Annotated in this window: 15 protein-coding genes; 6 read left to right on the forward strand and 9 right to left on the reverse strand. The window is 69.7% G+C overall.

Features of this window, described 5'->3' with window-relative positions:
- Nucleotides 1-408: 408 nt before the first annotated feature.
- The 7 genes from mgtA to FG99_RS00860 form a co-directional block, all read right to left on the reverse strand.
- Nucleotides 409-3,129: a magnesium-translocating P-type ATPase gene (mgtA, locus tag FG99_RS00830; protein WP_043266631.1), complete on the reverse strand. Its 2,721-nt coding sequence runs from the start codon at nt 3,127-3,129 to the stop codon at nt 409-411.
- A 91-nt stretch (nt 3,130-3,220) separates the two neighbouring features.
- Entirely contained in the window at nt 3,221-4,153 is a 933-nt protein-coding gene (locus FG99_RS00835; RefSeq protein WP_043266633.1) for a phosphatidate cytidylyltransferase, read from the reverse strand.
- A gap of 1 nt (nt 4,154) precedes the next feature.
- A complete protein-coding gene (locus tag FG99_RS00840) occupies nt 4,155-4,784 on the reverse strand; it encodes a lysophospholipid acyltransferase family protein (RefSeq protein ID WP_043266635.1) in 630 nt (209 codons plus the stop codon).
- 50 nt (nt 4,785-4,834) lie between these two features.
- Complete coding sequence (locus FG99_RS00845; protein WP_043266637.1) at nt 4,835-5,446, reverse strand: CDP-alcohol phosphatidyltransferase family protein; 612 nt, start codon at nt 5,444-5,446, stop codon at nt 4,835-4,837.
- Between the two features lie 113 nt (nt 5,447-5,559).
- Nucleotides 5,560-9,225: a translocation/assembly module TamB domain-containing protein gene (locus FG99_RS00850; RefSeq protein ID WP_043266639.1), complete on the reverse strand. Its 3,666-nt coding sequence runs from the start codon at nt 9,223-9,225 to the stop codon at nt 5,560-5,562.
- Nucleotides 9,222-10,919 carry an autotransporter assembly complex protein TamA gene (locus FG99_RS00855; protein WP_043266640.1) on the reverse strand — a complete coding sequence of 566 codons (1,698 nt, stop codon included), beginning with the start codon at nt 10,917-10,919 and terminating at the stop codon, nt 9,222-9,224. Before FG99_RS00855 ends, FG99_RS00850 begins: the two co-directional genes overlap by 4 nt.
- A gap of 115 nt (nt 10,920-11,034) precedes the next feature.
- On the reverse strand, nt 11,035-11,682 hold the full coding sequence (locus tag FG99_RS00860; protein ID WP_009619457.1) for a GNAT family N-acetyltransferase: 648 nt from the start codon (nt 11,680-11,682) through the stop codon (nt 11,035-11,037).
- Nucleotides 11,683-11,831: 149 nt separating this feature from the next.
- Between FG99_RS00860 and xthA the strand changes: the two genes are divergently transcribed.
- Nucleotides 11,832-12,644 carry an exodeoxyribonuclease III gene (gene xthA, locus FG99_RS00865; RefSeq protein WP_009619456.1) on the forward strand — a complete coding sequence of 271 codons (813 nt, stop codon included), beginning with the start codon at nt 11,832-11,834 and terminating at the stop codon, nt 12,642-12,644.
- Here the strand turns inward: xthA and FG99_RS00870 are convergent, their stop codons facing one another.
- Nucleotides 12,645-16,232: an ATP-binding protein gene (locus FG99_RS00870; protein WP_043266642.1), complete on the reverse strand. Its 3,588-nt coding sequence runs from the start codon at nt 16,230-16,232 to the stop codon at nt 12,645-12,647. It abuts the gene before it with no gap.
- A 166-nt stretch (nt 16,233-16,398) separates the two neighbouring features.
- On the opposite strand from FG99_RS00870, the gene FG99_RS00875 reads away from it, so the two are divergent.
- The 3 genes from FG99_RS00875 to FG99_RS00885 all read left to right on the forward strand — a co-directional run bounded on the left by FG99_RS00875 (nt 16,399) and on the right by FG99_RS00885 (nt 19,172).
- A complete protein-coding gene (locus tag FG99_RS00875) occupies nt 16,399-17,778 on the forward strand; it encodes a substrate-binding domain-containing protein (protein WP_043266644.1) in 1,380 nt (459 codons plus the stop codon).
- 199 nt (nt 17,779-17,977) lie between these two features.
- Complete coding sequence (locus FG99_RS00880; protein ID WP_009619453.1) at nt 17,978-19,018, forward strand: TerC family protein; 1,041 nt, start codon at nt 17,978-17,980, stop codon at nt 19,016-19,018.
- Entirely contained in the window at nt 18,987-19,172 is a 186-nt protein-coding gene (locus tag FG99_RS00885; RefSeq protein WP_009619452.1) for a hypothetical protein, read from the forward strand. The genes FG99_RS00880 and FG99_RS00885 overlap by 32 nt, the downstream gene beginning before the upstream one ends.
- A 38-nt stretch (nt 19,173-19,210) precedes the next feature.
- Here FG99_RS00885 and FG99_RS00890 read toward each other — a convergent pair whose 3' ends face one another.
- Entirely contained in the window at nt 19,211-19,558 is a 348-nt protein-coding gene (locus FG99_RS00890) for a helix-turn-helix domain-containing protein (RefSeq protein ID WP_009619450.1), read from the reverse strand.
- Between the two features lie 220 nt (nt 19,559-19,778).
- Here FG99_RS00890 and FG99_RS31860 point away from each other — a divergent pair, with 220 nt between their 5' ends.
- Entirely contained in the window at nt 19,779-19,949 is a 171-nt protein-coding gene (locus FG99_RS31860; RefSeq protein ID WP_156060048.1) for a hypothetical protein, read from the forward strand.
- Nucleotides 19,950-19,983: 34 nt separating this feature from the next.
- Nucleotides 19,984-22,098: a putative bifunctional diguanylate cyclase/phosphodiesterase gene (locus FG99_RS00895; RefSeq protein WP_061561337.1), complete on the forward strand. Its 2,115-nt coding sequence runs from the start codon at nt 19,984-19,986 to the stop codon at nt 22,096-22,098.
- Nucleotides 22,099-22,453: the final 355 nt, after the last annotated feature.

The raw sequence follows: 22,453 nt of genomic DNA on the forward strand, positions 1-22,453 counted from the left end.
GCTGGCTCGCGAAGGGTGTTCTGTCGGAGGGGCTTGATGTGGCTTAGTGTGGTGATGGGTATCGCTTCGCTCAACCCATCCTACGGGGGCTTTCCTGGAACTGTAGGAGCGGGCCCTGCCCGCGAATCGCGCGCAGGGCGCGCTCCTACATGGGAATGGCGCGGGTGGAGCAGCGTAGGAGATTCTTATCCGCGAACCGCGCCGGGACGTCCGGCCATCGCGGACAAGGTCCGCTCCGCCCGTGCTTCCTGTAGGAGCAACTGTCTTGCGCCGAGGTGCTCTTCGTAGGATGGGTTGAGCTTGCGATACCCATGCTGCCGTGGTGATGGGTATCGCTTCGCTCAACCCATCCTACGAAAAGCCGTGCTTCCTGGCACCTAGCGGACTCCGTCCGCGATCTCTCAAGCCCTACGACCACCCATACCGCCGCGCGAACCAGCCCTTCACCGCCTGGGTCAGCCCCATGTAGCCCAGCAGTATCGCCACCAGCCACGGCCAGTAGCCCGGCGGCAGCGGCTGCATGTGGAAGTAGCGCGCCAGCGGCCCCATGGGCAGGAAGATCGCCAGCGCGCCGATGCCCGCGGTCATCGCCAGCAGCGGCCAGGAGGCGCGGCTCTGCAGGAAGGGGATGCGCCGGGTGCGGATCATGTGCACCACCAGCAGTTGCGAGAGCAGCCCCTCGACGAACCAGCCGGACTGGAACAGCGCCTGGTGGACCGGGGCGTTGGCGCCGAATACGTGCCAGAGCACCAGGAAGGTGGTGATGTCGAAGATCGAACTCAGCGGCCCGAAGAACACCATGAAGCGCCCCAGGCCATCGGGGTTCCATTGCTGCGGGCGGCTCAGCTGTTCGGCGTCCACGCCGTCGAAGGGGATGGCGATCTGCGAGATGTCGTACAGCAGGTTCTGCACCAGCAGTTGCATCGGCAGCATCGGCAGGAACGGGATGAAGGCGCTGGCCACCAGCACGCTGAACACGTTGCCGAAGTTGGAGCTGGCGGTCATGCGGATGTACTTGAGCATGTTGGCAAAGGTGCGCCGCCCTTCCACCACGCCCTCCTCCAGCACCATCAGGCTCTTTTCCAGGAGGATCAGGTCGGCCGCTTCCTTGGCGATGTCCACCGCCGAGTCCACCGAGATGCCGATGTCCGCGCTGCGCAGCGCCGGGGCGTCGTTGATGCCGTCGCCGAGGAAGCCCACCACGTGGCCGCGCTCGCGCAGCACGCGGACCAGGCGTTCCTTGTGCGTCGGCGTCAGCTTGGCGAACAGCGTGGTGCGCTCGGCCAGTTCGCCCAGCTCGGCATCGGCTATGTCATCCAGCTGCGGGCCCAGCAGCACGCCGTCGACCTGCAGGCCGACGTCGCGGCAGACCTTCAGCGTCACCCGCTCGTTGTCGCCGGTCAGCACCTTCACCGCCACGCCGTTGGCGGCCAGGGCGCGCAGGGCCGGGGCGGTGGTTTCCTTGGGCGGGTCGAGGAAGGCGATGTAGCCGTCCAGGCACAGCCCCTGCTCGTCGGCCAGGCCGTAGGTGTCGCGGTTGGTCGGCAGTTCGCGGGTAGCCACCGCGACCACCCGCAGGCCGTCCTGGTTGAGCGCCTCGGCCACCGCGCGGATGCACGCCAGGCGTTCGCCGGTCAGCGGTTCGACGCGCTCCTGCTCGCGCACCGAGGTACACACCGCCAACACTTCCTCCAGGGCGCCCTTGCAGATCAGCAGATGGTGGTCGTCGCGCTCGCTGACCACCACCGACATGCGCCGGCGGGCGAAGTCGAAGGGGATTTCGTCGATCTTGCGGTAGCGGCTGTCCACCCGCAGCGCCTGGCGCAGCTCCACGTGCTCGAGCACGGCCACGTCCAGCAGGTTCTTAAGCCCCGTCTGGTAGTGGCTGTTGAGGAAGGCCAGCTGCAGCACCCGGTCCTCCACCTCGCCGAAAGCGTCGGTGTGGCGTTCCAGGACGATGCGGTCCTGGGTCAGGGTGCCGGTCTTGTCGGTGCAGAGGATGTCCATGGCGCCGAAGTTCTGGATGGCGTCCAGGCGCTTGACGATGACCTTGCGCCGGCTCAGCACCACCGCACCCTTGGCCAGGGTCGAGGTGACGATCATCGGCAGCATTTCCGGGGTCAGGCCCACGGCGATGGACAGCGCGAACAGCGCCGCCTGCAGCCAGTCGCCCTTGGTGAAGCCGTTGAGCAGCAGGACGATGGGCGCCATCACCAGCATGAAGCGGATCAGCAGCCAGCTGACCTTGTTGACCCCGGCCTGGAAGGCGGTGGGCGTGTGGTCGCTGGCGATCACCCGTTCGGCCAGGGAGCCGAAGTAGGTCTGCGCGCCGGTGCCGACCACCACCGCGCGGGCCGAACCGCTGACCACGGTGGTGCCCATGAAGCACAGGCTGTCACGCTCCAGCGGGTTGCCCTGGCGGGCGTCGCGGACCTGGGCGAACTTCTCCACCGGCAGCGACTCGCCGGTGAGCGCCGCCTGGCTGACGAACAGGTCCTTGGCGCTGAACAGGCGCACGTCCGCCGGCACCATGTCGCCGGCCGACAGCCACAGCACCTCGCCGGGCACCAGCTGGCGGATCGGCACCTCCAGGCGCTGCGCCGCGCCCTGCCCGCCCTCGGGGTAGCGGAACACGGTGGCGGTGTTGCTGACCATGGCCTTGAGCTGCTCGGCGGCGTCGTTGGAGCGTTTCTCCTGGACGAAACGCAGCAGCGTGGAAATGCCCACCATGGCGCCGATCACCACCGCCGCCTCGCTGTCGCCGGTGAACAACGACACCAGCGCCAGCACGCTCAGCAGCAGGTTGAAGGGGTTGCAATAGCACAGCCACAGGTGCCGCCACCAGGGCATCGGGCGCTCCTGGTCGACCTCGTTGAGCCCGACGCTCTCCCGCCGCTCGGCGGCCTCGGCCTCGCTCAGGCCCTCGCGGCGGCTGCCCAGGCGCTCGAACAGCGCCTGCGGCTCCAGCACCGACCATTCCAGCATGCCCTGGGCCAGCTGCGCCGGCGCCTGGCGCCCGGCCGCCGAGCCGCGCAGCAGGTCGAGCAGCACCAGCCGGCGCAGCTGCCGGGCGGGCAGGCCCTTGTTGAGGAACTCCAGCAGGTGGGTCCTGATCTGTTCGAAATGCATGGCGACTCCCCGATCACTGCCGCCCTGACCGGCGGCAGCGGGAGTCTGCGAGGAGTTCCTTAAGGTGCCATGAAGGCGCGGCCGGCAGCCCTCAGGTCCACCAGTAGCGCACCGCGTGGAAGAAGATCGGCGCGGCGAAGCACACCGAGTCCAGCCGGTCGAGCATGCCGCCATGGCCTTCGATCATGTGCCCCCAGTCCTTGACTCCACGGTCGCGCTTGATCGCCGACATCACCAGGCCGCCGAAGAAGCCCAGCACATTCAGCAGCAGCGCCATCAGCAACGCCTGCCAGGGCGCGAAGGGGGTGATCCAGTAAAGCGCGGTGCCGATCGCAGTGGCCAGCGCCACGCCGCCGACGAAGCCTTCCACGGTTTTCGACGGCGACAGGTTGGGGGCTATCCTGCGTCTGCCGAACAGCTTGCCGCACACGTACTGCAGCACGTCGGAGAGCTGCACCACTATCACCAGGTAGGCGATCAGCAGCAGGTTGCGTCCCTCGAAGCCGGGTATGTCCAGGGTCAGCAGCGCCGGCACGAAGGAAATGCAGTACACCGCCAGCATCAGCCCCCACTGCACCTTGGAGGCGCGTTCGAGGAAGTGCTTGGCGTCGCCGCCCAGCGAGGCCAGGATCGGCAGCAGGAGGAAGACGTGGACCGGGATGAAGATGGAGAACATCCCGTACCAGTCGATGGCGATCAGCAGGTATTGCATCGGCAGCACGAAGTAGAACGCCGCCACCAGTGCCGGGTAGTCGCTGCGCCGGGTCGGCATCAAGGTCATGAATTCACGCAGCGCGTAGAACGACACGCCATAGAACAGCAGGATCACCGCCCAGTTGCCAAGGGCGAAGGCGCAGCCGATCACCGCGACCATGGCCCACCAGGCCTTGATCCGCGCATTGAGGTTGTCGATCACCGCGTGCGGCCCGGGGGCCACGCGCCAGCGCAGGACGGCGCCGATTATCGAGGCGCCGAGGAGGATCGCGCCGATGCCGGCGAACAGCAGCCAGGTCTGCCCGTCCATTTCAGTGCCCCTCCGCCGGCGCCAGGGCCAGTAGCGACTCACGGGCGCGCTCGAGGAAAGCCTCCTTGGCCTCGTCGGCCTGCGCCGCCAGCGGCGTGCCAAAGCTCAGGGTGCACAGCAGCGGCAACGGCAGCGCGCGGCCCTTGGGCATCACCCGGTTGAGGTTGGCGATCCACACCGGCACCAGCTCCACCTGCGGATGGGCGCGGGAAAGGTGGTAGATGCCGCTCTTGAACGGCAGCAGGCGCACCTCGTCGTCCAGGTTGCGCGTGCCCTCGGGGAACAGGATCAGCGAGTCGCCGGCGGCCAGCGCGCGTTCGATCGGCGCCAGCGGGTTGCCATCGGCTTCGCTGCGCTGGCGCTCGATGAGCACGCCGTTGAACACCCGGTTGATGACGAAGCCGCGCAGGCCGGGCTTGCCCCAATAGTCGGCGCCGGCCACCGGCCGGGTACGCGGGCGCAGCTCCGGCGGCAACGAGGCCCAGAGCAGGACGAAGTCGCCATGGCTGCTGTGGTTGGCATAGTAGATGCGTTGTACCGCCTTCGGCGTGGTGCCCAGCCACAGGCTGCGCAGGCCGGTGACCGTGCGGGCGCTGGCGATGATGGCGTAGGCGAGGAGTTTTTCCAGCATCCGTGGGTTCCTTCAGGGGGCCAGGGTGAACCGGCAGACGAGCGCGGCCATCAGTCCTGACGCGGCGCGGCCAGGCCCTGGCTGACGCGGTTGACCACGGTCAGCGCCAGCAGCGCAGCCAGCAACCACATGGCTGGGTCGATCCAGGCCGTCGGCAACAAGCCACTGGCAATTCCGGCGCCGAGCACGCCAAAGCACAGCGCTCGGTCGCTCTTGCCCATGGGGCCGTCGTAGCGCCGCGAGGCACCGACCATGTGCCCCAGCACGCCGGCGTATTCGGCGAGCAGCGCCAGCAACACCACCAGCACCACCCAGGCCGGGGTCACCCCAGGCAGCAGGGCGAACGGCAGGTAGAGCGCGGCATCGGCGACCACGTCGGTAAGTTCGTTGAGATAGGCGCCGAGGGGCGACTGCTGCCCGAATTCGCGGGCCAGCATGCCGTCCATGGCATTGAGTGCCATGCGCAGGAGCATCCACAGCGGGATCAGGGCAAACACCCAAGGGTGCGCAGCCAGGCCAGCCACCAAGGAGGCCACCAGCATCGATAGCGCACAGGCCGCCAGTGTCACCTGGTTGGCCGTCGCGCCCCGGGCATGCAGGCGCACCACCAATGGCCGCAGCAGATTCTGGAAGCTCGATTTGAGTTGATAGACCGAAACCATCGCGCCGTCCGTGGAGTTGAGTGGGCGGTCACGATATCCATGTCGCAGTCAGATATGGGCCGAGAATGATGCGCGAAAATTCGCTGACATCATTCGCAACCTGACTGCCTCTCTCAGAAGTCGCGCTTGTAGAAGATGTCCAGCGAACTGGCCAAACCGCTGGCGGCCTCCAGGTAGACCTTCTTGCTCAGCAGGTAGCGCAGGGCGATGGTGTTGGCCGGTTCGAACACGCCCACGCCGTAGCGCAGGCTCAGGCGCTCGGAGAGCTGGCCGCTGGCGACCACGCTGGTGCTGGTGCCGGTGCCCTCGGTGCCCAGTTCGAAGTCCTTGATGCCCAGCTGCTTGGCCACCTCGCCGGTGATCGGCGCGCTGCCGGCCAGGCCCAGGGCCAGTGCGGCCTCGCCGAGCATGTTGCTGTCCTCGCCGGTGGACAGCGGACGGCCCATGACCAGGTAGGACAGTGCCTGCTCCTGGCTCATCGCCGGCTCCGAGAACACCTCGCTGCGCGGCTGCTCGGCGTTGCCGGTCAGGCGCAGGCCGGCGATCACGTCGTCGACCTTGCGGATCGCCTCGATGTCCAGGTACGGCTGGTCGATGGGGCCGGCGAACAGCAGGCGCGCGCGGCGGATGCTGAGTTTCTGCCCGTAGGCCCGGTAGCGGCCCTTGTTCAGGCTCAGTTCGCCGCGGGTGTCCATGTCGTCGCCGATGTGCACCTGGCCGGCCAGCTCGGCGCTCAGGCCGAAGCCGCTGAAGGTCAGCTTGTCCTGGCCGACCAGCACGTCCACGTCCATGGCCAGGTGGGGGCCGCCCTGCTCCTTGGGCGGCGCGCCGACGATCAGGGTGTCGTCGGAGAGCTTCACCGTCGAGGGCGGCAACTGGCGGATGACGATGGCCCCGCGCGGCACCTGCACCTTGCCGGAAACGCTGAGCTTCTGGTCGGCCATGCGCAGCGCCAGGTCCGGGGTGACTTCGAGGTTGGCGTAGGGCTCGACGCTCACCGGCAGGTCCGTGCCGCGCACTGCCAGGCCCATGTCCAGGCCCTGGCTCCAGGCCAGGTAGCCGCCCAGGCTGCCGTTGCCCTTGTCGCCGCCGCTCCAGGTGCCGCTGAGGTCGACGCGCTCGCCGGCGATGCGCGCCAGCACCTGCAGGTTGGCCAGGCGCGTCGGCAGGTCGCCGCCGGACAGCTCGCCGCCGGAAAGCCGCAGTTCGCCGTCCAGGCGCGGCTGCATGAGGCCGCCGGAAATGCGTCCGTTGCCGTCCAGGCGGCCCTTGAGCGTCTCGACCATGGGCACGAAGGGCCGCGCCACCGCCAGGTCCAGCCCGGCGAGGGTGAAGCTGCCGCTCAGCGGCTTGTTCTTCGGCCGCGGGTCGAGCACCGCCTGGGCCTCCAGGGTGCCGAGCTTGTTGCCGTGGAACTGCAGGCTGCTGTCGATGCGAGTGGGCGTCAGGCGGCTTTCCAGGCGCAGGCTCTGGTAGGGGAAGTCTAGCCACTGGTCCTGCTCTTTCAGGCGCAGGGTACCGGCGCCGGCGTCCAGCAGGATGTTGCCGTTGGGGCCGCGGGCCGGCAGGTCGAGCTTGACGTCGCCGTTGAGCTTGCCCTGCCAGGCGAAGTCCTCGGGCAGCCAGCGCGCCAGGCTGTCCAGCGGGAAGTCGCGCAGTTGCCAGCGCAGCTGTGGCTCCGGCAGCAGGCGCTGCTCGCCGCCGCAGAGGCTGGCCGGGCCGGAGGCCCAGCAGTGCGCGCCCAGGTTCAGGCGGCCGTCGGCCAGGCGCTCCAGGCGCGCCGGCTGCTGCAGGCGCCAGTCCTGGCCGCCGCTCTGGATCTCGCCCTTGGCCAGGCGGCCGCGCCAGTCGCGGCCGTTCCAAGTGCCGTCGAAGCCCAGCGCCAGCACCAGCGGGCGCCCCTGCAGGGACAGGTCGAGCTGCTGGCGTTGCAGGTCGCCCTGGCCGCTGGCCTTGAACTGGCCCAGGCGCGTGTCGCCGGCGCGCACGCCGTCGGCCAGCAGCTCCAGGCGGCCGCGCTGGGCGGCGTCGAGGCGGGCGCTGAGGTCGAGGCTGCGCACGCCGTTGTCCTGGAAGGCCAGGCGCTGGCCCTTGAGGCTCAGTTCGCCCTGGGGCGCCTTGAGGCTGCCGGCCAGGTCGAGGCGGCCGTTCAACTGGCCCTGCAATTGCGGCCAGAGCTGGCCCAGGCGCGCCAGGGCGATGTCCAGGCGCCCGGCCAGGCGCTGGTCGAGGCTGGCCTGGCCGCTGATGCGGTTGTCGCCCAGGCGCAGTTCCAGGCCGTCGACCTTCCAGTTCTGGCCCTGGCCGTTGGCGGCGGTCTTGAAGACCGCCGGCTGGCCGCGCAGACGGCCTTGCAGGTCGAGGTTGGCCTGCACGGCGAGCACGCCGTTCTTGTAGCTGCCCTGGCTGCTCAGCGGCCCGCCGAGCTTGCCCGGCAGTTCGGCGACCCAGTAGGCCGGGTCGAAGTCGCTCAGCTTCAGTTGCGCGTCCCAGGCCAGGGTGTCGGCGAACTTCAGGCCCAGGCTGCCCTCGGCCTTGCCCTGCCCGGCGACCAGTTGCAGCGACGGCAGGTGCACCTCGGCGAGGTTGCCGGACACCGGGCTGCTGAGCTGGAAGGCGCCGGCCGGGCCGCTGAGTTCGGCGGCGAAGTTGCCCAGGTAGGCCTCGTCGCGGTATTGCAGGTCGGCTTGCAGGCGGTGCATGGAGACCGGCGGCGGCTCCATGGGGTACAGGCGCAGCCAGGGGAAGTCCAGCCAGTCCAGCTTGGCGTCGGCGGCGAAACCCTCCTGCCAGTCGAGACGGCCGCTCAGGCCCAGGCGCTGTTCCGGCGCGGCGGTGAGGTTCAGCGCGGCGATATCCGCGCCCTTGGCGTCGACGCGGCCCTGCAAGGCCAGGGCGACATCGCCGCCCTCCCCCGGCAGCACGGCCGAGCCGCTGATGCGGTAGCCGGCGGCCAGGTCGCCCGCCGCTTGCAGCTGCACCTTGTTCAGCACCAGGGTGTCGGGCAGGTCCGCCGCGCCGCGGAAGCCGTCGGCAGTGATCTTCGTGCTGGCCGGCAGGTTCTCCGCCAGGGGTTGCAGGTCGCCGCTCAGGTGGCCTTGCAGGTAGCCGCTGCTGTCGGCTTCCAGCAGCAGGTGGCCGAGCAGTTCGCCCTTGGCTTGCAGTTTCAACTCCCAGGGCTGCTCGCCGGGCGCCGGCAGGCGCAGGCTGCCCTGGGCCTGCAACGGCCAGTTACCCTGCGGGGTGAGCAGGCCACTCAGGTCCACGGCCAAGTCGCCGCGGGCGGCCTTGAGCACGTCGATGTGCAGGCCGTCGGCCTCCCAGTGGGCGCTGGCCTGGACGTTGCTGACCTGTTCGTTGCCATCCAGCAGGAAGCTGCCCAGGCGCACCTCGCCCAGGCGCACGGCCAGCGGCAGTTTCAGCGCCGGCAGCTGGATCGGCCCCTCGCTGGGCTCCGCTGGCCCCGGCGCCAGGCGCAGCTGCACGCGCTCGACGATCAGGCGGTCGATGCACAGCGCGCCTTGCAGCAGGCAGGCGGGCGACCAGGCGAACTGCGGCCGCTCGACCTCCAGCTCGGTGGCGCCGTCGCTCCAGGCCAGGCGCTCGGCCTGCCAGGCGCCGCCCAGCCGGCCGGCATAGCCCTGCACCTGCAGGCCCGGCACCAGGCCCAGGGCCCAGCGGCTGCCGGCCTCGCTGCCGAGGATGGCGGCCAGCGCCACGGCCAGCAGCAGGATCAGGCCGAGCAGCGCGGCCACCAGGTATTTCAACAGGCGCTTCACAGCTCGGGCCCCATGGAGAAGTGGATGCGCCAGCCGCCGCCCTCGTCCAGGCCATCGGCCAGGTCCAGGCGCAGCGGCCCCACCGGCGACACCCAGCGGATGCCGAAGCCGACGCCGGTCTTGATCGAGGGGAAGTCCAGCGAGTTGAAGGAGTTGCCCTGGTCGATGAAGGTCGCCAGGCGCCATTTCTCGGCCAGCGGGTACTGGTACTCGACGCTGCCGGCGACCATGTAGCGCCCGCCGATGCGGTCGCCCCGGGAGTTCTTCGGCGACAGCGTCTGGTAGTCGTAGCCGCGCACGCTCTGGTCGCCGCCGGCGAAGAAGCGCAGCGACGGCGGGATACTCGAATAGTCGTTGGTGGCGATGAAGCCGACCTGGGCACGGCCCAGCAGGCGGTGGCCGCCGGCGAAGGTGGTCAAGCCCTTGGCCATGGCGCTGACGTGGGCCAGGTCGGCGTCGGCCAGCAGACCCTCCTTGGCTACCTTGGTTTCCAGCTGCAGGCGGTAGCCCTGGTGCGGGTCGACCTTGTTGTCGGCGTGCAGGATGGAGTAGCCGAAGCCGGGCATGAGGAAGCTGCTGTTGCCCGAGTCGTCGCCCAGCAGGTATTCCTCGTGCAGCCAGCCCAGGGAGAACGAGCGCTGCCAGCCGCTGGGCAGCTTGCGCAGCCACTCGCCGCCGAGGGTGAACTGCTTGCTCTCGGTGTCCACCAGGTCTTCGTTCTGGTAGCCGGTGGTGAAGCGCAGCTTGTCGGTCAGCGGCGGGTCCAGCGGCACCTCGTACCAGGCGCCGACGTTCTGCCGCGGCCCGGAGACTTCGGCCTCGGTGCCCAGGCTGTGGCCCTGGGGGTTGACCCAGTGGCGCGTCCAGCTGAACTTGGCGCGCGGCCCCACGTCGGTGGAGAAGCCCAGGCCGACGCCGAGCGAGCGCGGCTTGCGCGCGCTGAGGTGGACCGCCACCGGGATGCTCTCGCCCTTGGCCTGCAGCGGCGAGGCGTCGACGCGCACGCCGTCGAAGTAGCCGCTGGACTGCAGGGCCTGGTTGAGGTCGGCGATGAGTTCGGAGTCGTAGGCCTCGCCCTGCCGGAAGGGCACCATGCGCCGCAGCAGTTCCTCGTCGAACGGGTAGTCGCCGCTGAAGCTGACCGCGCCGAGGGCGAAGCGCGGGCCGCTGGCGTAGACCAGCTCGATGTCGGCCACCCCGGCCTCGGGGTCGACGCGCAGTTGCTGGCGGGTGAACTGGCCGCGGAAGAAGCCGAAGCGCGAGGCCTGGTTCTGGATCAGCCGCTTGGCGTCCTCGTAGGTGCCGTGGTTGAGCTGCGCGCCGGGCTTCAAAGTATCGCCGCCGGGCACGCGGAAGCTCTTCAGCTTAGCCGCCGGCCCCTCGATGCGGATGTCGACCGTGCGCAGCTTCACCGGCTCGCCGGGCGAGACGTCGATGCGCAGGCGCGGGTTCTTGTCGTCGCCGCGCACCCGCACGCGGATGCGCGCCTGGTAGTAGCCCAGCGCCTGGGCGGCCTGCACGGCCTGCTGCTGGACCGTGCGGCGCAGGCGTCGCAGGGCGGTTTCGTCGCGCCCTTCCACGCTGCCCACATAGGCCTCGATATTGGCCTTGAGCGCAGAGTTGGCGGGGTCGATACGTACGTCGAGCTGGCTTTCCGCTGCCACTGCCGCGCCGATCCAGCACAGCAGGCCCATCAGCGCTAGCCGAATCGTTCCTTGGAGTCTCATGGCGCGAGATGCTAGCACGATGGCCGTGACAATCCAGCGCCGCGGCCCCTGCGCCGCGGCTTTGCGCGATGGCGAGGGGCTATCAGCCCTCGCGGGCCAGGCGCGTTTCCGGCTGCGGATTGGGGTGGAACAGCACGTGTTCGCGCAGCGGCCCCAGCGCCACTTCGCCCACCTCCTCGTAGCCGTGGCGGCGGTAGAAATCCAGGTAGCGGGCGTTGCCGGTGTCCAGCACCAGGCCCTGGGAATCCACGTCGTCGACGCACCAGGCATGCAGGGCGTCGAGCAGCTGTTCGCCGAGGTGGCGGCCCTGGAATTCCGGGTGCACGCCCAGCAGCGGCAGCACGTGGTAGGGCCCCGGCGGCAGGCAGCCGAGCACGGCCTCGTGGTAGGCCAGGTAGCGCCGCGTGCAGCGGAAGCCGGTGGTGAGCAGCATGCGCATGCGCCAGGCCCAGCTGTCGGTGATGTCCAGGCGGCGTTGCGGCGGGGCGATCAGCGCCACCGCCACCAGGCGCTCGTCGATCACCAGGCCGAGCACCGGCAGGTCTTCGGACAGGTGCCGGTTGGTCAGCTCGCGCACGGTGGCGCGCACCCGCTGGTCGAAGCCGGGGCGGTCGCTTTCGAACAGGTAGGCGAAGGTCGGCTCGTGGCGGTAGGCGTGGTAGAGCAGCGAGCGGATCTCCCGGGCGTAGGAATCGCCCAGCAGGCGGACTTCGGCGAGCGTCTCAGGCATGCGGACACCTCTTGTTATCGTGTTTGGGCCCAGAGCCGAACCCTAGCAGCGCCGCGCCCGCACCGCCAGCGGCCGCCTTCGGCCCGTCGCGGCATTTGCCGCTGCCGGCGCCAGCGGCTAGCATCGTCACTTTGCCCAGGACGCTGCGGATGAAAATCGTCTCTTTCAATATCAATGGCTTGCGTGCCCGCCCCGCCCAACTCAAGGCGATCGTCGAGACGCACCAGCCCGACGTCATCGGCCTGCAGGAAACCAAGGTCGCCGACGACCAGTTCCCCCGCGAAGAGATCGAGGCCCTGGGCTACCAGGTGCACTTCCACGGCCAGAAGGGCCACTACGGCGTGGCCCTGCTCTCGCGCCAGGCGCCGCTGGAAATCCGCTACGGCTTCCCCAACGACGGCGAGGACGCCCAGCGCCGCTTCATCTGGGGCACCTTCGCCGACGCCGACGGCCAGCCGATCACCGTGATGAACGGCTACTTCCCCCAGGGCGAAAGCCGCGAGCACCCGGTGAAGTTCCCGGCCAAGCAGCGCTTCTACGCCGACCTGCAGCAGTTGCTGGAAAGCCAGTTCAAGCCCGAGCAGCGCCTGGTGATCATGGGCGACATCAACATCTCGCCGGAAGACTGCGACATCGGCATCGGCGAGGAGAACCGCAAGCGCTGGCTGCGCACCGGCAAATGCAGCTTCCTCCCCGAGGAGCGCGAGTGGCTGGGCAAGCTCAAGGCCTGGGGCCTGGTGGACAGCTTCCGCCAGCTGCACCCGCAGGTGAACGACCGCTTCAGCTGGTTCGACTACCGCAGCCGCGGCTTCGAGGACGAGCCCAAGCGCGGCCTGCGCATCGACGTCATCCTCGCCTCCGAGGCGCTGCGCCCGCGCCTGGCCGATGCCGGCATCGACTACCAGATCCGCGGCATGGAAAAACCCTCCGACCACGCGCCCATCTGGCTCAAGCTGAGCTGATCAGCCAGCGGCGCGCGCCAGCCAGTCGGCCAGCGCGCGCTGCAGTTCGGCCAGCGCCGCATCGGCCTGGCCCAGGCGCGCTTCCAGTCCTTCCCCATCGCCTTCGCAGATTCGCTGCAGGGCGCGGCAATGCCCTTCCGCCTCGGCGGCGCCGATGATCGCCGCGGCGCCGGCCAGGCGGTGCGCCAGGTCGCCCAGCGCCTTGCGGTCGCCACGGTTGCGGGCCTGGTGCAACTGCTCTATGTCGCCGGCATTGGCCTGCGCCAGGGTGCGCACGAACTCCCGCGCCGCCTCGCTCTCCAGCGGCTGCGGGCCGAACAGGCCACTCAGGTCGAAGACCGCATCGTCGGCCGGCTCGTCCGGCGCCGCGGTCTGCGCGCCGGCCAGCGCCTGGGCCAGCACCTCGAGGGTCAGCGGCTTGAACAGCACCTGGTCCATGCCGGCGTCGCGGCAGCGCTGCACTTCTTCCTCCTGGGCGTTGGCCGTGGCGCCGATCACCCGGCACGGCCGCCGCCCCTGCTCACGCTCGTGGGCGCGGATGCGCCGGCTCAGCTCGTAGCCGTCGACGCCGGGCATCCGGCAATCGGTGATGACCGCGGCGAAGTCGCCGGCCAGCCAGGCCTGCCAGCCCTCCTCGCCGCCGGCCGCCAGGGTGGCGCTGTGGCCCAGGTGCGCCAACTGCTGGCGGAACACCATGCGGTTGGCCGGGTGGTCGTCCACCGCCAGCACCCGCAGGCCGCCCGGGACGCTGGCGCTGGTGCCCGGTTGCGCGGTGTCCGGCGGCGCCTCGGTGAGCGCCAGCGGCAGGCGCACGCTGAAACAGGAGCCTTGGCCGGGCTCGCTGTGCAGGCCGAAGGCGCCGCCCATCAGTTGCACCAGGCGCTGGCTGATGTGCAGGCCCAGGCCGGTGCCCTGGCCCCTGGCGCCCGGCTCCACCTGGACGAAGGGCTGGAACAGCCGGGCCTGGTCCTCGGCGGAAATGCCGATGCCGCTGTCGATCACCTCCACCAGCAGCTCCAGGCGCTCGCCCTGGCGCCGGGCGCTGGCCCGCACGCGCACGCCGCCGCGCTCGGTGAACTTCACCGCGTTGTTCAGCAGGTTGAACAGCACCTGCTTGAAGCGCAGCGCATCCAGCAGCACCCAGTGGTCCAGCTCGCCCTCGGTTTCCAGGTCCAGGCCCAGGCCCTTCTGCGTGGCCAGGCCGGCGAACAGCGCCACCGCGCCTTCGATCTCGCGGCGCAGCAGCGCCGGCTGCGGCGTGGAGTCGATGCGCCCGGATTCGATGCGCGCCAGGTCCAGCACGTTGCCGATCAGCATCAGCAGGGCCCGCGCGGCGTCCTGCGCCACCTCCAGCGCCTCGCGGTCGAGCACGCCGTCGCGGGCCTTTTCCAGCACCAGTTCCTGCAGGCCGACGATGGCGTTCATCGGCGTGCGGATCTCGTGGCTCATGGTCGAGAGGAACTGGCTCTTGGCGGCGCTGGCCTGGTCCGCGCGCTGCCGCTCGCGCTCCAGCTGGTTGATCAGTTGCTGGCGCTCGGTCAGGTCGACCCAGCCGCCGATCACGCCCTGCACCACGCCGTCGCCATCGTGCTGGGCCACCGCCCAGTGGTAGACGTAGTGATCGCCGTCGCGCAGGCGCAGCACGTAGTCGCCCGGCGCCGGCATCTCGCCGTCGGTCACCTGCTGGCGGTGCACCTGCATCAGGCGCTCGGCCTCCTCCTCGGGGAACCAGCCCAGCTCGCCGATGGCCTTGCCCAGGCAGTCCTCCGGGCGCGCGTCGAACATGCGCAGCATGGCCTGGTTGCAGAGGTCCAGGTGGCCCTCGCGGTCGAGCCGGTAGACCGGGTTGGGCAGCGCCTCGATCAATTCGTTGAGCAGCCCCACCTGGGCGCCCAGGCGCCGCTCGGCGCGCCGCGTGCGCAGCACCTGGCGGTTGAGGTAGAAGCCCCAGACCAGCGACAGCAGCACCAGCGCGCCGGCCAGAGCGGCGCCGCTGAGGATCGCCTGGCGGTGCTCGGCCCAGAAGTCGCCGCCGCCGGAGGCCAGGCGCGGCTCCCAGCGCCGCACCAGTTCGGCCACCTCCTCCGGGTCCACCGACAGCTGGGCCTTCTCCAGGATGGAGTAGAGTTCCGGCTGGTCCGGGCGCACGCCGATGCTGAAGGGGGTGCTCAGGTCTTCGAGTATGCCGGCGACCTTGAGGCTGTCCTTGAACTCGCCGGCGATCAGCGCGCGGGCGCTGAACAGGGTGCTGACGGCCGCCTCGCTGCGCTGCTCGGCCACCTCGCGCAGGGCCTGGCGCTGGTTGCCCGCCGACTCCAGGCGGGTGTCCGGGTAGCGCTCGATGAGCGCGCGGTTGAGGTAGGGGTCGATGGCGATGGACACGCGCTTGCCGGCCAGGTCGTGGAGGTCGTGGACGGCCGCCGCGTCCTTGCGCATCACCAGGAGCATGGTGGCCCGCAGGTAGGGCGGCAGCAGCGCCAGGCCCTCGTTGCTCGGCGGCACCACCGGCGTCAGCCAGGCGCGCCCGGCGTGCAGCTCGCGGAACACGTCGGCGTAGTCGTCCACCGCGGCATAGGCGAAGCGCAGGCCGGAGCGCTGGCCCAGCAGGTCCAGGTAATCGCGGGCGATGCCGCTGACGCGCCCGTCGGCGTCGGCCTGGGCCAGCGAGCCGCTGTGGCGGTTGACCACCACCGGCACCCGCGGGTGCTCGGCCAGCCAGCGGTTTTCCCGCGGCGTCAGCACCACCCGCTGGCCGCCCAGGCGCAGGCGCTCGCCGGCGCTCCAGCGGCGCAGGATTTCCTCGTTGCGCTGCACGTCGATGCGCGCCAGGCCGCGGTCCACCAGGCCGAGCAGGCGCTCCTCGCCGGGGCGCATGAGGAAGCCGAAGCCGGCGCTCTCCAGCGGCGCGAAGTTGTCGATGCGCAGGTTGAACAGGTAGTTCATGTTGATCAGGTAGTGCACCGACAGCGCATCGCCGAGCATGCCGTCGACGTTGCCCAGGCTCAGCGCCTCCAGGGCCCGCAGCGGCGAGGCGAAGAGCAGGACGCGGCTGTTGGGATAGGCCGCCTGCACCTGGGCCAGGCGCAGGTAGTCGGCCACCAGCGCGAGGGTGGTGCCGGGGCGGCTGGCGTCGAACGGGCGGGCATCGTCGCTGACCAGCACCGGCTGGTCCTGCAGGTAGGTGCGGCTGAGCAGCAGGCCGCGGGCCTCGGCCTCGCTGGCGGTGCCGCCGCAGACCATGTCGATCTCGCCCTTGCGCAGCGCCTCCAGGGCCGCCTCCCGCGAGGGGTAGGCGTAGACGCGCTGATAGCCGCCGGCCAGCAGCCCCAGGTAGTCGGCGCTGACGCCCTCCAGGCGGCCGCCGCCGACGATCTGCAGCGGCGGCCGGTCAATCTGCGCCACGCCGACGCGCAGCGGGCCGCGCTGCGCCAGCCAGGCCCGCTCGGCGGGGCTCAGCCAGCTGTCGGGCATGTGCGCGCTGTAGCCGGAGAGGGTCAGCGGCTGCAGCGGCGGCTGGTCGATGGCCAGGGCCGGCGCCGTGCCCAGCAGCAGGGTACAGCAGAAGATGAGGCCGCGTACTGGGGACATGGCGCTCCTTGCGGGAATGGCTCGGCAGCCCGGACAGGCCGCTGCTGAATGACTATAGCCAAAGCGGCGGCGCCTACCCGGCGCGCCCGCGAGGCCCGGCGTCACCGCACTGAAACCTTGCCCGCCTATGCTCCCGACCTCGTCCGCAACCGCCCTGGAATCACCGATGCCGCACTTCACGCGCCACGACAAGGACGCCTGGCCCGTCACCCTCGCCTGGCTGATCATCGCCTTCGTCTGCTACGCCCTGCCCTGGCACGCCTTCGCCGCCCTGCCCGCCGCCCCGGAGGGCCAGCCGGTGCTGCGCATCCAGGGCTCCAACACCATAGGCGCGCACCTGCTGCCGGAACTGGTGAAGGGGCTACTGCTGGAACAGGGCTACAAGGCCATCCTCGCCGAACCCGGCCAGGCGCAGAACGAGACGCGGGTCCGCGCCCGCGACGCCCAGGGCCGCGACGTCGTGGTGGAGATCGCCGCCCACGGCAGCAGCACCGGCTTCGCCGCGCTGAAGGACGGCAGCGCCGAGATCGCCGCCGCCTCGCGGCCGATCAAGGACGCCGAGGCCGCGGCCCTTTCCGCCTCGGGCAACCTGCGCGGCGCCAAGGCCGAGCAGGTGATCGGCATCGACGGCCTGGCCATCGTCGTGCACCCGGACAACCCGCTGCGCGAGCTGACCACCGCCCAGCTGGCCCAGGTCTTCGCCGACGAGGTGACGACCTGGGAAGATCTCGGCGGCCGCGGCGGCGCCATCCACCTGTACGCCCGCGACGACAACTCCGGCACCTTCGATACCTTCAAGGAACTGGTGCTGGCCAGCCAGGGCAAGGCCCTCGCCGCCTCCGCCCAGCGCTTCGAATCCAGCGACGCGCTGTCGGCCCAGGTCGCCGCGGACCCGCAGGGCATCGGCTTCGTCGGCCTGGCCTCGGTGCTCAAGGCGCGCGCCCTGGCCATCGCCGACGGCGAGTCGCGGGCGATGCTGCCCTCCCCCGGCAGCATCGCCACCGAGGACTACCCGCTGTCGCGCCGCCTGTACCTGTACATCAAGCCCAACGAGCGCAACCCCTGGGCCCAGGCCCTGGTGCAGTTCGCCCAGGGCGACCGCGGCCAGGCCCTGGTCAGCGGCAGCGGCTTCGTCGGCCAGCGCGTGCAGGCCATGCGCGTGCAGCCCGCCGAGGGCATGCCCGAGCAGTACAAGGCCCTGGCCCGCGAGGCCCGCCGGCTGTCAGTGAATTTCCGCTTCCACGAGGGCAGCGCCACCCTGGACAACAAGGCCCAGCGCGACGTCGAGCGCCTGCTGGCCTACCTGCGCCAGCACGACAAGCTCGACGGCAAGGCGGTGCTGGTCGGCTTCGGCGACGCCCGCCAGGACCCGGCCCGCGCGCAGTTGCTGTCCAAGCTGCGGGCCATGGCGGTGCGCCGCGAACTGGCCAGGGAAGGCGTGGTCTTCCACGGCATCGAGGGCATGGGCGCGGCGCTGCCGGTGGCGGCCAACGACGACCAGGAAGGCCGGGTGAAGAACCGCCGCGTGGAGGTCTGGGTGTACTGACCCAGGGCAGCCCAGGGCGCTCGCCCCTGGTCTAGGCTGTTACTGTAGGAGTGAATAGGTCGTAGGAACTTGTTACTTTCCCCCGCTTGCCTCGCGACCCTGCTCTGCTATTTTTCCCGCCGTGACGCCGGGCCCCTCTGACGGTCGCTGACCGCCATGTCGGAGTCACTTTCGACAACGACAGCAAGAGAGGGCCCGCATGGCACCCCTATTGGATTTCCTCAACACCCCCTTCCTCGGCACCGCCGCCTGGTTCTGGCTGCTGTTCCTGGCCATCGTCATCCTCCTCCTGTTCCTCGACCTGGGCGTGCTGCAGCGCGACCACCACGAGATCGGCGTGCGCGAGAGCCTGCTGCTTTCGGCCGGCTACTTCAGCTGCGGCCTGGCCTTCGGCGGTTTCGTCTGGTACGAGTTCGGCGCCACCAGCGCCATGGAGTACTACACCGGCTTCCTGGTGGAGCAATCGCTGTCGATGGACAACGTGTTCGTCATGGCGATGATCTTCGGCTTCTTCGGCATCCCCCGCCGCTACCAGCACCAGGTGTTGTTCTGGGGCATCCTCGGCGCCATCGTCATGCGCGCCATCATGATCGGCCTGGGCGCCGCCCTGGTCAGCGAGTTCGAGTGGATCATGTACGTGTTCGGCGCCTTCCTGCTGTTCAGCGGGGTGAAGATGCTCTTCGCCAGGCACGAGGAAGAGCCCGACCTGGCCAACAACCCGGTGCTGCGCTTTTTGCGCAAGCACATCCGCGTCACCGAGCAGCTCCACGAGCACCACTTCTTCGTGCGCAAGCCGGACGCCAGCGGCAAGCTGGTGCGCTTCGCCACCCCGCTGTTCCTGGCGCTGATCCTGATCGAGCTGGCCGACGTGGTGTTCGCGGTGGACAGCGTGCCGGCGATCTTCGCCATCACCAAGGACCCGTTCATCGTCTACACCTCGAACATCTTCGCCATCCTCGGCCTGCGCGCCCTGTACTTCTCGCTGGCGGCGATGATCCACCGCTTCGTCTACCTGAAGTACGCCCTGGCCCTGGTGCTGGTGTTCATCGGCGCGAAGATCTTCGCCCACGGCTTCATCGGCAAGGTTCCCGCCGTGCTCTCGCTTGGGGTAACCTTCGGCCTGCTCGCTGGTGGCATACTGCTGTCACTGCTCAAGACGCGCAAGGCAGGCGAGCAGGAGCTGGAAATCGTCAGCCGGGAGACCCTGCATGCAGGACGAGGTGAAGATCGAGGCCATTGAAGTCCAGGGCCGGCCCTGGTGGCTGGTGCGCCTGGGCCGCCGCGGCCTGCGCTTTTCCCAGGAATCCCTGGCCCGCGCCTTCGCCGCCCAGTTGCATGTGCGCCGCCAGTGGTGGCAGCAGCGCGGCGAAGACGAACCCAACGAACGCACCTGAGCCCCCCGCCCGCCGCCGGCGGGGCGCTCGCAGCGGCGCTAGTGGCTGCGCCGGCCCTTGAGCACCTTGACGATCTCGCCGATCAGGTTCACCACCAGCGCCCGCTCGCTCTCCGCCAACCCCTGAAGCAGGTCGCCGATGGCCTCGGCCTGCTCGGCGACGTCGATCGAATCCTTGCGGAAAAGGTCGCTCAGCGGGCATTCGAGGATTTCCGCGATCTGTCCCAGGCGCTGCAAGGTCGGCGATATCACACCGTTCTCCATGCGGCTGATGGTTTCCTTCTCCACCCCTATCCCCTCTGCTATCTGTGCCTGCGTCAGCCCCTTGGCCCTGCGGCGGTTGGCGATGGCTGCGCCGACTTCATGGACCACGCTCCGACCTTTCATGCGAATTGACCTCATACATCATCCGATATAACGCCTCAAGCCATTTTCAGGGGAGCTTGCGTGCGGCTGAAGGACGCATGACGTCTATAAATGTTTCTTAATAGATCATTGACTAATTGACTTTCCTTTTCACGGGGGAACAGGATAGGGCTGATTGCCATCACTTCGCCCCCATGGCGCAGCCGGTCCGATGGTGGTTTGCCACGAAAGGAAGTCCGCAATGTTGTCCAAGCTGAAAATACGCACGGGAATGCTCATCGTCCTGGCCGCCGCCCTCCTGCTTTCGATCCTCACCGGCTGGAACAGCGCCCGCAGCAGCGACCAGCAGATCCAGTCGCTGAACCGCGTGGCGGTGGAGCTCAACGACATGGTGCTGCGCTTCAAGCTCTAGCCCCGTTCCTCGACCACCAGGCCGGAGTGCAAGCATGCCGATCCGCAGTATTCCCGACCTCCCCCGGATGCTCTCCGAAGCCCTGGAGCATGCCGAGACCGCTCTTTGCATCAACGACGACGGGCAGCGCCTGCTGTACTGCAACCGCGCCTTCGGCCGGCTGCTCGGCCATGCCCCGGAAAGCCTGGTGGGCCGCCCGTTCGACGAGCTGGTGGACGCGCGGCCGGCGGCCAACGACCGCGTGGAAGCCCTGGTGCGCTGCCATGACGGCCGGCGCATCTGGTGCGGCATCGCCAGCACCGGGCTGAACCGCGCCACGGGCGAGCCCGACCTGCAGTTGCTGGCGCTCACCGAGATCACCCAGTCGAAAATCCACGAAGTGCTGCTGGACCGCCTGCTCGAAGGCATGGCCCGCGACGAGCCGCCGGAACACCTGATGGAAGCGGCCTGCCTGGAGATCGAACGGCTGCTGCCGCGGACCAGCGCCTCGGTCCTGCGCGTCAACGCAGGCCGCCTGCACCCGCTGGCCGGGCCGAGCCTGCCGCCCGCCTACCTGCAGGCCCTGGACGGCCTGCCCCTGGGCGACGGCCCGGGCAGCGAGGGCGCCTGGGCCGGCGAGGTCGAGCGCCATCCGCTGTGGTCCGCCTACCGCCACCTGCTGCCACCGGAGCTGCGCAGCTGCAGCATCACGCCGATCCGCTCCAGCACCGGCCAGCTGATCGGCAGCTTCGTCTGCTACGGCCGGGGGGAACAGGCGCCCTGCGCGACGCAACAATGCCTGCTGGACATCTGCACGCACCTCTGCGCGCTGGTGCTGGAGCGCGACCAGGCGCGCACGCGCATCCACCAGCTCGCCTACTACGACGACCTCACCGGCCTGCCCAACCGCCACCTGCTGCAGAACCTGGCCAGCGCCGAACTGGCCGGCGCCGCCGCGCGCCGGCAGGGCCTGGCGGTGCTGTACATCGGCCTGGACCGCTTCCGCCAGATCAACGACTCCTTCGGCCGCCCCTCCGGCGACGAGCTGCTGCGCACCATCGCCCGGCGCCTGCGCCAGGCCTGCCGCGACGAGGACCACGTCGGGCGCCAGGCCAACGACGAATTCGTCGTCCTGCTGCCGGCCTGCGACCGCGCGGCGGCCGGCGTCCACCTCGCCCGCCTGAAGGCCGCCCTCGACGCGCCCTGGCGCGTCGCCGGCGCGCCCCACAACCCCTCGGCGAGCATCGGCATCAGCCTGTTCCCGGAGGATGGCGAGGACTTCCAGAGCCTGCTGCGCCACGCGGCGATGGCGATGAACCAGGCCAAGGGCAAAGGCAAGAGCCGTGGCGGCCAGGTGTTCTTCAGCGAGGAACTGGAGCGCCTGGCGCAGGAACGCGTGGCGCTGGAGAGCGCCCTGCGCGAAGCCCTCGCCAGGCAGCGCCTGCACCTGAACTACCAGCCGCTGGTGGACATCCGCGCGGGCCGCCTGCGCGGCGCCGAGGTCCTGGCCCGCTGGCACCACCCGCAGCTGGGCAACATCTCCCCGGAGCGCTTCATTCCCCTCTCCGAGGAATGCGGGCTGAGCATCGAACTGGGTCGCTGGGTGCTGCGCGAAGCCTGCCGGCAACTGGCCGAGTGGCGCCACGCGGGCCTGCAGGTGCCGGAGATATCGGTCAACCTGTCCGCCGGCGACTTCCAGGACCCGCAACTGCCCGTCGCGGTGCTGCGCACCCTGGAAGAGCACGGCCTGCACGGCACCGACCTGACCCTGGAAATCACCGAAAGCGCGCTGATGGAAGCCGACAGCGACACCCTGGGCGTGCTCGACCAGCTGCACGAACTGGGCATCCGCCTGGCCCTGGACGACTTCGGCACCGGCTACTCCAGCCTGGCCCGGCTGAACCGCCTGCCGGTGCAGGAACTGAAGCTGGACCGCAGCTTCGTCCGCGACCTGGAGAGCAACAGCACCAGCCGCACCCTCAGCGACGCCGTGCTGAACATCGGCCGCAGCCTGGGCATGACGGTGGTCGCCGAAGGCATCGAGAACCCCGAGCAACTGCGCATCCTCGAAGCCCAGGGCTACAGGGTGGCCCAGGGCTACCTGCTGTCCCCACCGCTACCGGCCGAAGGGTTCGCGGCCTGGCTGAAGGCGAGGCAGGTGGCGGGGTGATTCTGTAGGACCGAGCTTGCTCGCGAACCGGGCAGTCACTGGGTTATTCCCCTTCGGGCCAGCGCAAGCGCTGTTCGCGATGGAGCCGCGTCCCGCGTTCGCGGGAATGACGAGGGGGAAGGATGGTGCCTGACCTCCAAGCCACTCAGGACAGCACCCTCTCCCTTCAGGGCGGGGCGCGCAGCCGAGGGTTGGGGAGAGGGCGCTCTCAACCCCAGCACCTAAGCCACCGGGGAAACCCCGTTAGGCTGCGGCGTATAACCGCGAACGGTTATACGCCCTACGTTTCAGGATGACGCCGGACTCACCGCCCACTCCGAACGGCCCCCTCTCCCTTCGGGAGAGGGCTGGGGTG

This window comes from Pseudomonas sp. AAC (genome assembly GCF_000725445.1).
Classification (GTDB): domain Bacteria; phylum Pseudomonadota; class Gammaproteobacteria; order Pseudomonadales; family Pseudomonadaceae; genus Pseudomonas; species Pseudomonas citronellolis.

What these genes read in the sequence shown, in the direction of transcription:
- mgtA (WP_043266631.1), bottom strand. Translation starts at nt 3,129, where the DNA reads ATGCATTTCGAACAGATCAGGACCCACCTGCTGGAGTTCCTCAACAAG.
- FG99_RS00835 (WP_043266633.1), bottom strand. Translation starts at nt 4,153, where the DNA reads ATGGACGGGCAGACCTGGCTGCTGTTCGCCGGCATCGGCGCGATCCTC.
- FG99_RS00840 (WP_043266635.1), bottom strand. Translation starts at nt 4,784, where the DNA reads ATGCTGGAAAAACTCCTCGCCTACGCCATCATCGCCAGCGCCCGCACG.
- FG99_RS00845 (WP_043266637.1), bottom strand. Translation starts at nt 5,446, where the DNA reads ATGGTTTCGGTCTATCAACTCAAATCGAGCTTCCAGAATCTGCTGCGG.
- FG99_RS00855 (WP_043266640.1), bottom strand. Translation starts at nt 10,919, where the DNA reads ATGGGCCTGCTGTGCTGGATCGGCGCGGCAGTGGCAGCGGAAAGCCAG.
- FG99_RS00860 (WP_009619457.1), bottom strand. Translation starts at nt 11,682, where the DNA reads ATGCCTGAGACGCTCGCCGAAGTCCGCCTGCTGGGCGATTCCTACGCC.
- xthA (WP_009619456.1), top strand. Translation starts at nt 11,832, where the DNA reads ATGAAAATCGTCTCTTTCAATATCAATGGCTTGCGTGCCCGCCCCGCC.
- FG99_RS00870 (WP_043266642.1), bottom strand. Translation starts at nt 16,232, where the DNA reads ATGTCCCCAGTACGCGGCCTCATCTTCTGCTGTACCCTGCTGCTGGGC.
- FG99_RS00875 (WP_043266644.1), top strand. Translation starts at nt 16,399, where the DNA reads ATGCCGCACTTCACGCGCCACGACAAGGACGCCTGGCCCGTCACCCTC.
- FG99_RS00880 (WP_009619453.1), top strand. Translation starts at nt 17,978, where the DNA reads ATGGCACCCCTATTGGATTTCCTCAACACCCCCTTCCTCGGCACCGCC.
- FG99_RS00885 (WP_009619452.1), top strand. Translation starts at nt 18,987, where the DNA reads ATGCAGGACGAGGTGAAGATCGAGGCCATTGAAGTCCAGGGCCGGCCC.
- FG99_RS00890 (WP_009619450.1), bottom strand. Translation starts at nt 19,558, where the DNA reads ATGAAAGGTCGGAGCGTGGTCCATGAAGTCGGCGCAGCCATCGCCAAC.
- FG99_RS31860 (WP_156060048.1), top strand. Translation starts at nt 19,779, where the DNA reads ATGTTGTCCAAGCTGAAAATACGCACGGGAATGCTCATCGTCCTGGCC.
- FG99_RS00895 (WP_061561337.1), top strand. Translation starts at nt 19,984, where the DNA reads ATGCCGATCCGCAGTATTCCCGACCTCCCCCGGATGCTCTCCGAAGCC.